This window comes from Methylobacterium crusticola, from assembly GCF_003574465.1.
GTDB classification, from domain to species: domain Bacteria; phylum Pseudomonadota; class Alphaproteobacteria; order Rhizobiales; family Beijerinckiaceae; genus Methylobacterium; species Methylobacterium crusticola.
The window spans coordinates 1-8067 of record NZ_KZ984655.1 but is presented as its reverse complement, the minus strand read 5'-3'; the positions used below and the strand labels follow the sequence as shown (position 1 = coordinate 8067).

General features: G+C 64.3%; 9 protein-coding genes and 1 pseudogene. 4 read left to right on the top strand and 6 right to left on the bottom strand.

The genetic code is table 11. From position 1 onward, the window contains the following. Window positions 1-98 precede the first annotated feature (98 nt). Together DT057_RS37185 and DT057_RS05210 are read right to left on the bottom strand one after the other, a co-directional pair. The gene (locus DT057_RS37185) at window positions 99-413 is read right to left on the bottom strand and encodes an HGGxSTG domain-containing protein (protein WP_276469419.1); all 315 of its coding nucleotides are present in this window, start codon (window positions 411-413) and stop codon (window positions 99-101) included. Then, window positions 382-1059 carry a hypothetical protein gene (locus DT057_RS05210; protein ID WP_128561050.1) on the bottom strand — a complete coding sequence of 226 codons (678 nt, stop codon included), beginning with the start codon at window positions 1057-1059 and terminating at the stop codon, window positions 382-384. The genes DT057_RS37185 and DT057_RS05210 overlap by 32 nt, the downstream gene beginning before the upstream one ends. Before the next feature lie 361 nt (window positions 1060-1420). Between DT057_RS05210 and DT057_RS05205 the strand changes: the two genes are divergently transcribed. After that, window positions 1421-2092, top strand: coding sequence for a LysE family transporter (locus tag DT057_RS05205; protein ID WP_128561049.1), 672 nt, complete (start codon window positions 1421-1423; stop codon window positions 2090-2092). 705 nt (window positions 2093-2797) lie between these two features. Here DT057_RS05205 and DT057_RS05200 read toward each other — a convergent pair. The 3 genes and pseudogenes from DT057_RS05200 to DT057_RS36510 all read right to left on the bottom strand — a co-directional run. Beyond that, entirely contained in the window at window positions 2798-3238 is a 441-nt protein-coding gene (locus tag DT057_RS05200; protein WP_128561048.1) for a hypothetical protein, read from the bottom strand. A 5-nt stretch (window positions 3239-3243) separates the two neighbouring features. Then, a pseudogene (locus DT057_RS36515) lies at window positions 3244-3454 on the bottom strand (helix-turn-helix domain-containing protein); the annotation flags it as partial. Window position 3455: 1 nt separating this feature from the next. Beyond that, window positions 3456-3839 (bottom strand): recombinase family protein (locus DT057_RS36510; RefSeq protein ID WP_244937344.1); only part of this gene is annotated, 384 nt, incomplete at its 3' end. Window positions 3840-4128: 289 nt separating this feature from the next. On the opposite strand from DT057_RS36510, the gene DT057_RS05190 reads away from it, so the two are divergent. The 3 genes from DT057_RS05190 to DT057_RS37480 all read left to right on the top strand — a co-directional run bounded on the left by DT057_RS05190 (window position 4129) and on the right by DT057_RS37480 (window position 7565). After that, window positions 4129-4365 carry a type II toxin-antitoxin system ParD family antitoxin gene (locus DT057_RS05190; protein ID WP_203236192.1) on the top strand — a complete coding sequence of 79 codons (237 nt, stop codon included), beginning with the start codon at window positions 4129-4131 and terminating at the stop codon, window positions 4363-4365. 37 nt (window positions 4366-4402) lie between these two features. Next, complete coding sequence (locus tag DT057_RS05185) at window positions 4403-7174, top strand: hybrid sensor histidine kinase/response regulator (RefSeq protein ID WP_203236191.1); 2772 nt, start codon at window positions 4403-4405, stop codon at window positions 7172-7174. A 205-nt stretch (window positions 7175-7379) separates the two neighbouring features. Then, complete coding sequence (locus tag DT057_RS37480; protein WP_128561047.1) at window positions 7380-7565, top strand: DUF3606 domain-containing protein; 186 nt, start codon at window positions 7380-7382, stop codon at window positions 7563-7565. A gap of 55 nt (window positions 7566-7620) precedes the next feature. Here DT057_RS37480 and DT057_RS05175 read toward each other — a convergent pair whose 3' ends face one another. Continuing rightward, window positions 7621-7887, bottom strand: a complete 267-nt coding sequence (locus DT057_RS05175; RefSeq protein ID WP_128561046.1) for a hypothetical protein — start codon at window positions 7885-7887, stop codon at window positions 7621-7623. Between the last annotated feature and the right edge of the window lie 180 nt (window positions 7888-8067).

The window sequence follows — 8067 nt, the reverse complement described above, 5'->3', positions numbered from 1 at the left end:
ATGATCAACCTATCAACGTGTCTCGACACTCTCGGATCAGCGCCCGCACCTCGCGACGCATCGCGATCGCCTCGACCGCTAGGAGCAGGGGTCGGACGCTACTGCTCCTCGACCATCCGCGTCGCGGCCCGCAGATCCCGCACGGTCCGCGCCAGCATGCGTCTGAAGGCGATTGCCTTGGCTGAGTACCGCCCGTGCTTCCAGTTCGCCCGCGCGGCCCGTTCCAGCCCCTCAGGCGTCTGCGGGCCGGTGCTGGCGCCCCCATGCCTGTAGCAGCGACCGTTCGGCATCGCTGGCGCCTCACAGGCGAACCCCGATCGGGCTCGCGCTCCACACCGGGGCGCCTGACGCGCCTTGTCGAGGGCGGCACGCCAACCGGGTTCATGAGGTCGGTCGGCTGAAATTGCCTTCACCCCCCCGCTGGCGCGCCGGAGACCCCCTGGTCACGCTGCCGGCTACCACGGCCTGAGCGCCCTCACCGATGTGGTTGTGCTGCACGACCACCACCTGCCTGCCGCCCGAGCTCACCCGCTGCAGGGTCTGCATGCCGGCCTGGAACGACCCCGTCAGGCGGGCGTAGGCGCGAGCCATCCGCTCGGCCTCGACGCACGCCGCCTGGCGGCTCGGCCCCAGCGTCCGGCTGGCCTCCTCGAGGTGCTGCTGCATGACGGCGGCTGCCTTCATGGCGGCGACGTGGGCGGTGGCGAGCTGGTGGGCGAGCATGCGTTCGAGCCCGTCGGAGGCTCGGATGGTGTCGGCTGTGTCGAGGGCCATCTCCAGGCAGCCGGCCTCCTTGGCAAGGTCGAGCCGGTCGCGGCTGGCGTCGGCCGCCACGGCGTCGGGGTTGGCGAGTGTGTCGAGGATCGCCGGCAGGGTGGTCGAGACGAAGTCATCGGCGGGCACGAGCTCGCCGCCGGCCGTGCGGGGAGTGGCGGGATCGAGCGAGGCGCGCGCCTCGGCCTCGTACCGGTCGGCGGCTGCGGAGGGGGCGCCGGCTTCCTGGGCCCGGATGCGCTGTGCCCAGAGGAGGGTTTCGCCGGATCTGCGTCGGGTGGACATGCAGGGATACTACAGGAACGCACGGGAGAGTTCACCCGCAGGAAAATAAGGACAGCGGTTCTGTCGCTTGTCCCTCACAAGATATTCGAGGTTGAACGGCGAAAGGCCGCCTTCAGCGGCCCTTGCTGCTACACATCGGACTTTGTCGATGCAGGCCGGGCGAGCGATGACCAAAGCTGGCTGAGGTCCGAGTGGCGTGCTGCTGGGTTGCACCATGATGGCATGCTGAAACCTCTGATGGCGTCTGCCTGCAGCGTTGGCTTACCATTCAAATAGATGATTACAGCGTGTCGTTCCTGCCTCTACAGCTCCACGGCGGCGCATAAGGGCCGCGAGATTGTGCTCACAATAGGTCTGGGCAATGGAGGGCTTGCCCGCATCAATCACGGCCGGCATGGGCATCGGTCTCGCCGTTGCCGCGCCGGTCGGACCGATGGGCGTGTTGTGCATCCAGCGCACGCTCTCGAGCGGCTTCGGCGCTGGTGTCGTGACCGGGCTCGGGGCAGCCCTGGTGCAGACAACCTGGGGCGGGGTCGTGCTGGGCTGCTTGCAGACTCCAGCCTCAACCTGGACAGATGCGCAAGCCCGCGCTCTTTCCCTGCTCTCAGCCGCTTTGCTGTTCATATTTGCGGTGCGGGTTTCGCGGCGCCGGATGCATTTCCGGATTTCCATGGCGCTTATTGGCCGTGATCTGCCGCTTGTACAATTTCGGGGACGAGCGCGTTGTCTGGGCAGCGACCTGACGGCGTATTTCGCCACAGCTCTAATGGTGGGCTTCGCTAATCCATTGACCCTGCTCCTGCTCTCAACAGTGATGCCAGCATTGAGAAGTGTGAATGCTTATTCTGATGCTTGGTTGGTGCTGACGGGCCAGTTCTGCGGTGCTCTAAGCTGGTGGTGCATGTTAAGCGCTGCTATTGCAGCGCTGCGCACGTACCTGAACAACAAAGCTGTGAGATATATTAATATTATATCAGGATTGGTGCTTGTGATTCTCGCCGGTCGTGCTTTTGCAAGGGCAGTGGGTATTTGAGTAATAAGCAATCGCCCGCCAGATGTAGCTGGCCACCGTGCGGGTATCGCCGTGCCCGGATTGGTCCACGATGCGGACTAAATCCGCACCGCGCTCAGCCGCTGTCCCGGCATCTGGGAACTGAGCAGGAAAGTGCCACCTGCCCGCGGCTGGCGCACAATTGTGCTTGTGAGGAGCAGGCCCGAACGCTAGGACCTTGAACTCTAGGCAGAAAAAAGGCCGCCCTTGCGAGCGGCCCGAAGTCTAGGGAGGAAACGCCCAAAGAGGGCTAGCACGACCGCGACGCCATCGCGGCTGTGCATGAAGATTGTGTCCCACGCTGCAGCGCACAACGCAACCCGCCGAAAAGGCGGAGACAGCTATGTTTCGTCCGCATGGTGAAGGGCCACCATGCAACGCTGGCGTGATTTGCGCGAAAACACAACCAAAAGTGGTGCAGTGCGATCCCTCTGAAGCGAGGGCACGGCGTCCGGTGAGGTGAACGAGGCGGTGCGAGCGACGCATCGCAGCCACACCCTACCCGCTGGCGCCGGCCTGCCTCGGTCAGCTTGAGAAATAGCTGATCGTTGCACACCAGCGCGACCGTCCTGCCGTCGCATTAGAGCGCGTACTCGCCGAACATTCGGCGCGTCTACAGCGCGCCCGCCGCCCCGGCCTGCTCCAGGATGAAGTCCACCGTGCTCTGCTGGGAGGCCATGCTGGATCTCAGTGCCGGAACGGGTAGCGGCCGAGGAAGAGGTCGCCGAGCGCCTTGCGCAGCCGGTAGGTGTACCAGCGCTGGCGCAGGTGCTCGGGCCGGTCGTGCAGGATGTGGCAGCGCTGGCAGAGCGCCCTCAGGTTGGCCGGATCGTTGTTGCCGGGATCGTGGTCCAGGTGGGCGCAGGCCAGCACCACACGCGTGACCCGGACCTCGGTACCGGCCGGCAGCTGTTCCGGTGCCGCCAGCTTCAGGCGGCGTCCCCGCCCGCTGCGCCAGGTGCTCTCGGTCGTGTCCCACCAGCGCCCGTCGCCCAGATGCGAAACGAGCTGCCCATGCGGCCGGCCGCAGCCCTCGCAGCGGCCCTGGGCCCGTCCGAAACGGATCGCTGCCGAGAGCTGCACCCAGTCGATGGGGTAGAAGTAGCGGTTCTCCGGGCGGATCGGCATCGGCCTCAGCCTCTCGCCAGCTGGCTGCGGGCGCGTGCCTGAGGAAAGTAGCTGTAGAAGGTGAACCGGCTGACACCCAGCCGCTTGGCGATCTCCGCCACCGTGATGGTGCCGCTGGCCAGCAGGGCGCGACCCACCTCTAGGTCCGCCTCCGACAGCTTCCTTGGTCGGCCGCCCTTGCGCCCCCGCGCCACGGCTGCCTTCAGGCCTTCCGCTNGAGACCCTCCACGGTGCGCTCGCGGTTGAGGTCGAGGAAGTACTCGGCCATGGCGCCATGCACCTGGAGGGCGAAGCGGCCGTGGGCGGTGTCGCTGTCGAACTGCTCGGTGAGGCTGCGGAAGTGGACGCCCTGGCGGCGCAGGGTGTCGATGGTGCGCATCATCTCGACGAGGGATCGGCCGAGGCGGTCGAGCTTCCAGACCACCAGCACGTCGTCGGGGCGCAGGTAGGCGAGCGCCGCCTCGAACTCGGGCCGCTTGCTGCCGGCCTTGCCGGACTTCTTCTCCTCGAAGGTGCGGGTGCAGCCGGCGCTGGCGAGGGCGTCGCGCTGGAGGTCGAGGTTCTGGTCGGTGGTGGAGACGCGAGCGTAGCCGATGAGCATGTCAGGGTAGTGCCACGGGAGGGTATTTCTGGCAGTAGTTTTCCTGCCACGTTTTCCTGACATCGACGACGTGCCGGCACTCTTGCGTCAAGCGCGTCAGCTGAGGCCCCTCTCAGATATGTAAGGAAAACGGTCGCTTTGTTGATATCTATCGTCCGACTGATTGGAAAGGTCTGCGCAGAGAGAGGCGCGATAAGGAGCTTGTTGGGACGTGCCCTGCCGTCTCAGCTGAAGGCTGATAGCGTCGTTTGAGGTGTATTAGTTTGTACGAACCCGCTATGAACAGAGCATGGCAATACGCAAGACGATCACCGTCTCCATCACGCCGGAGCAGGAAGCCTTCGTTCGGGGCAGGCTGAAATCCGGTCGCTTCGGTAGCGTGAGCGAGGTCGTTCGCGCAGGTTTGCGGCTGCTTGAGCGCGATGAGGCAATAGCAGGCGCGGCCATGGCGGGCCCGGCCATTGTGCCAAGCGGCCATACAGGGTCCGAAACGTCGTCGCCCACCCAAGCCCAGCCTGATGCCTGACCGACGCGCAGCCGCCTCTTTGTTAGAGGACCGGAATGTGCGTCAGCTCATCCGCGAGCATGACTGGTCCGCAACGCCCTTGGGTCCGGCATCGACCTGGCCGCAAGCCTTGCAGCTCGTGGTCTCGATGTGCCTCGGCTCGCCTGCGATCAGCGCGGTGTACTGGGGCCCTGAATTCCGCCTTCTCTACAACGATGCCTACGCTCCCTTTCTCGCTGAGCGACACCCCTGGGCCTTGGGGCGTCCCATGAGCGAAGTCTGGCCTGAGATGTGGCACGGACTCGCGCCCCAGGCTGAAGCGGTGATCGCGACTGGCCGAGGCTTCGTGATTGACAACCAGCCGCTCGTAATGAGCCGCGATGGTCGGCTCCAGGAGACCTTCTGGTCCTACAGCTTCTCTCCCATCCCAGGTGACGGCACGACCGCCGGCATCTACCTCACCGCTGTGGAGATGACCGGCCAAGTGATGGCCGATCGGCAGCTCGCGGCCGAGACCGCGCGGCAGAGGCAGTTGTTCGAGCGAGCGCCAGGCTTCATCGCCATTCTGCAAGGCCCCGAGCACGTCTTCGAATTCACCAACGAAGCCTATCTCCGCCTCGTCGGCAAACGGGAGATCATTGGGCTATCGGCACGTGATGCCTTGCCTGAGGTCAGGGAACAGGGCTTCTTCGAGCTGCTCGATGGGGTCTTTGCGACAGGCGAGCGCTACATCGCCGATCATGTACCGATCCGGCTGCAACGCTCGTCCGGCGCCGTACAGGAGTGCTTCGTCAATTTCATCTACGAGCCGATCCGTGACGATGCAGGTGAGATAACTGGTATCTTCGTAGAGGGTCACGACGTCACCCAGACACATCACGCCCAAGCGGCTTTACGCGAGAGTGAGGAGTTCAACAGGCGCGTTCTGGCCAGCAGCAACGACTGCATCAAGGTGCTCGACCTCGACGGCAAACTCACCTTCATGAGCGAGGGCGGTCAGCGCGTCATGGAGGTGAGCGACTTCAACGCTATTCGAGGCTGCCCTTGGCCGGATTTCTGGCAAGAGCCCGGAAACCGAGATGCGAAGGCTGCCGTTGAGGCCGCTAGGGCCGGCCGTTCTGGGCATTTTCAAGGGCCAGCCAGCACGATGGCGGGCACCCCGAAATACTGGGACGTGCAGGTCACGCCCATCTTTGATGCCGATGGCAAGCCCGAGCGTATCCTCTCCATCTCGCGGGACATCACCGAGACCCGGCGTGCCGAGGACGCTCTGAGAAGCCTGAATGACACCCTCGAGCAGCAGGTCGAGAAGCGTACGCGCGAGCGGGACCGTGCCTGGAAGAATTCGCGCGACCTGCAGGTCGTGGTAGAGGCAAACGGGATTATCCGGGCCGCCAACGAGGCCTGGACCACGATCTTGGGCTGGCAATCAGACGAGGTGATCGGGCGCAGCCACCTCGATTTCAACCACCCGGACGAACATCAAGGCACCAACGAAGCCCTGGCCATCGCGTCGACCGACGTGCTCCCGGTCTACGAAAGCCGTCTCCTGCACAAGGACGGCAGCTACCGCTGGATCTCGTGGGTGACAGCGCCTGAGGATGGGTTGGTCTACGCGAGCGGCCGGCATGTGACGGCCGAGAAATCGGCCGCAGCGACCCTTGCGGCGGCTCAAGAGCAGCTTCGGCAAGCGCAAAAACTTGAAGCCGTGGGTCAACTGACTGGCGGTGTGGCACACGACTTCAACAACCTGCTAACCGTCATCAAATCATCGACAGACCTTCTGAAACGACCCGGTTTGTCTGAAGATCGGCGCGACCGCTACATTGGGGCGATCTCCGACACCGTGGAGCGGGCGGCCAAGCTCACCGGACAGCTCCTGGCTTTTGCGCGTCGCCAAGCGCTGCGGCCGGAGGTGTTCGACGCGGGCCAGAGCGTGAAGGCCATCGGCGAGATGGTGGGGACTCTCACCGGCGCACGCATCATGGTCTCGATCAATGTCGGTGACGAGCCGTGCCACATCAGCGCCGACCCGAGCCAGTTCGACACCGCCCTTGTGAACATGGCGGTCAACGCCCGCGACGCCATGGACGGCGAGGGACGCCTCTACATCTCGGTGGAGGCCGTAGGCCGCATGCCCGCGATACGGTTGCATCCGCCGCAACTCGGGGACTTCGTCAAGCTCGCGCTGACCGACACGGGATCGGGCATACCGGCAGACCAGCTCGACCGGATTTTCGAGCCCTTCTTCACCACCAAGGGCGTCGGGCAGGGCACCGGGCTCGGCCTCTCCCAGGTGTTCGGCTTCGCCAAGCAATCAGGCGGTGAGGTGATGGTCGAGAGCGAGTTGGGGCGGGGCACCACCTTCGCGCTGTACCTGCCGCGCGCGGAGAAGAGCATAGGTAAAATCGAGGATCCGACGCCCGTCGACACGGTCGTCGACGGGCGCGGCATCTGCGTCCTGGTGGTCGAGGACAACCGGGAAGTCGGCAGCTTCTCGACTCAGACATTGGAGGAGCTCGGCTACGGCACGCACTGGGTCGCGAATGCCGATGAGGCCCTGGCAACGCTGGCTGAGAAGCCCGACAGCTACGACGTGGTGTTCTCGGACGTGGTCATGCCAGGCATGAACGGGGTCGAGCTTGGGCGCGAGATCCGGAGACTGTATCCCGGCCTGCCGGTAGTGCTGACCAGCGGCTACAGCCATGTCCTAGCGCAGGATAGCGACCACGGGTTCGAGCTCCTGCAGAAGCCTTATTCGGTCGAGCAGCTTTCACGCGTTCTGAGCAAGGCTGCCAGGCTGCAGCGACGCGGGCGCATCCAAGGTTAGACCTGGAGAGCCGGGCGGCATGAGCTTCCACCTTCAGCCCATGCGGGTTGCCACAGGCCGATGACAGCGGAGCGCGTTGTCCGATCAAAGCTCCCGGCTCTCCTCCTTGGAAACGAACTTTCCCGCGTTACCCGCGTTGTCCTGATGCGCTGGTGCTCGTAGAAGGCATTCGCTGCCATCGACATATCTTCTGCGAGGATTAAAAATGACTTCCATCAACAGCGTCACAGCTCGTCGTCCGATCCAGCAGATTGACCTCTACTGCCCGCAGGACCGCGCTTACTGGAGCCACCGCTTCGGTATCTCCGACGCTGAGCTTCGCCAGGCTATCAAGATGACCGGTTCCCGTGCGAGCACGGTTGCTGCCCACCTGGGCCTATCAATTAGGTAACCGCTGCCTGCCCTGCGTCCCCGCGTCCCCGCCGTGCAGGGATGATGCCTTGAGGCTAGGGCTTCAGGTGTTTTCGCACCCAGCGCGTCGCGGCTTCCAGGTTGTCGAAAGTAGGCGCTCGCAAGCCTTGCAGCCGGCCAAGGCCGGCCTCGAAGAACCAGTTGCTCCGCTCCTCTTCGTGCTCGGGTGTGTCGAGGCGCACCAGAACCCCGACCAAAAGCCCATTGGCTATTACCAGCCTGCCCTCGCGGTCAGGGCTGCCCGTGTCGACGGCGATCGACTGCAGCACCACTAGCGTCTCGACATTGCGACGCTTGTCCACTCCTAGCCTCCATGGCCGCTGCTCAGCCATGGCACGCTCCGGCGCTCGCTCCAGCGCGCGTTCTTGAGGTGGAGGTAGTTGGGATTGTAGCCGCAGTACGCCTTGAGCCGCTCCACATCCAGGATGGTCATCGTGCGGCGCTTGAGCCCGATCAGGCCGAGCGTGCGCAATTCCCGCAGC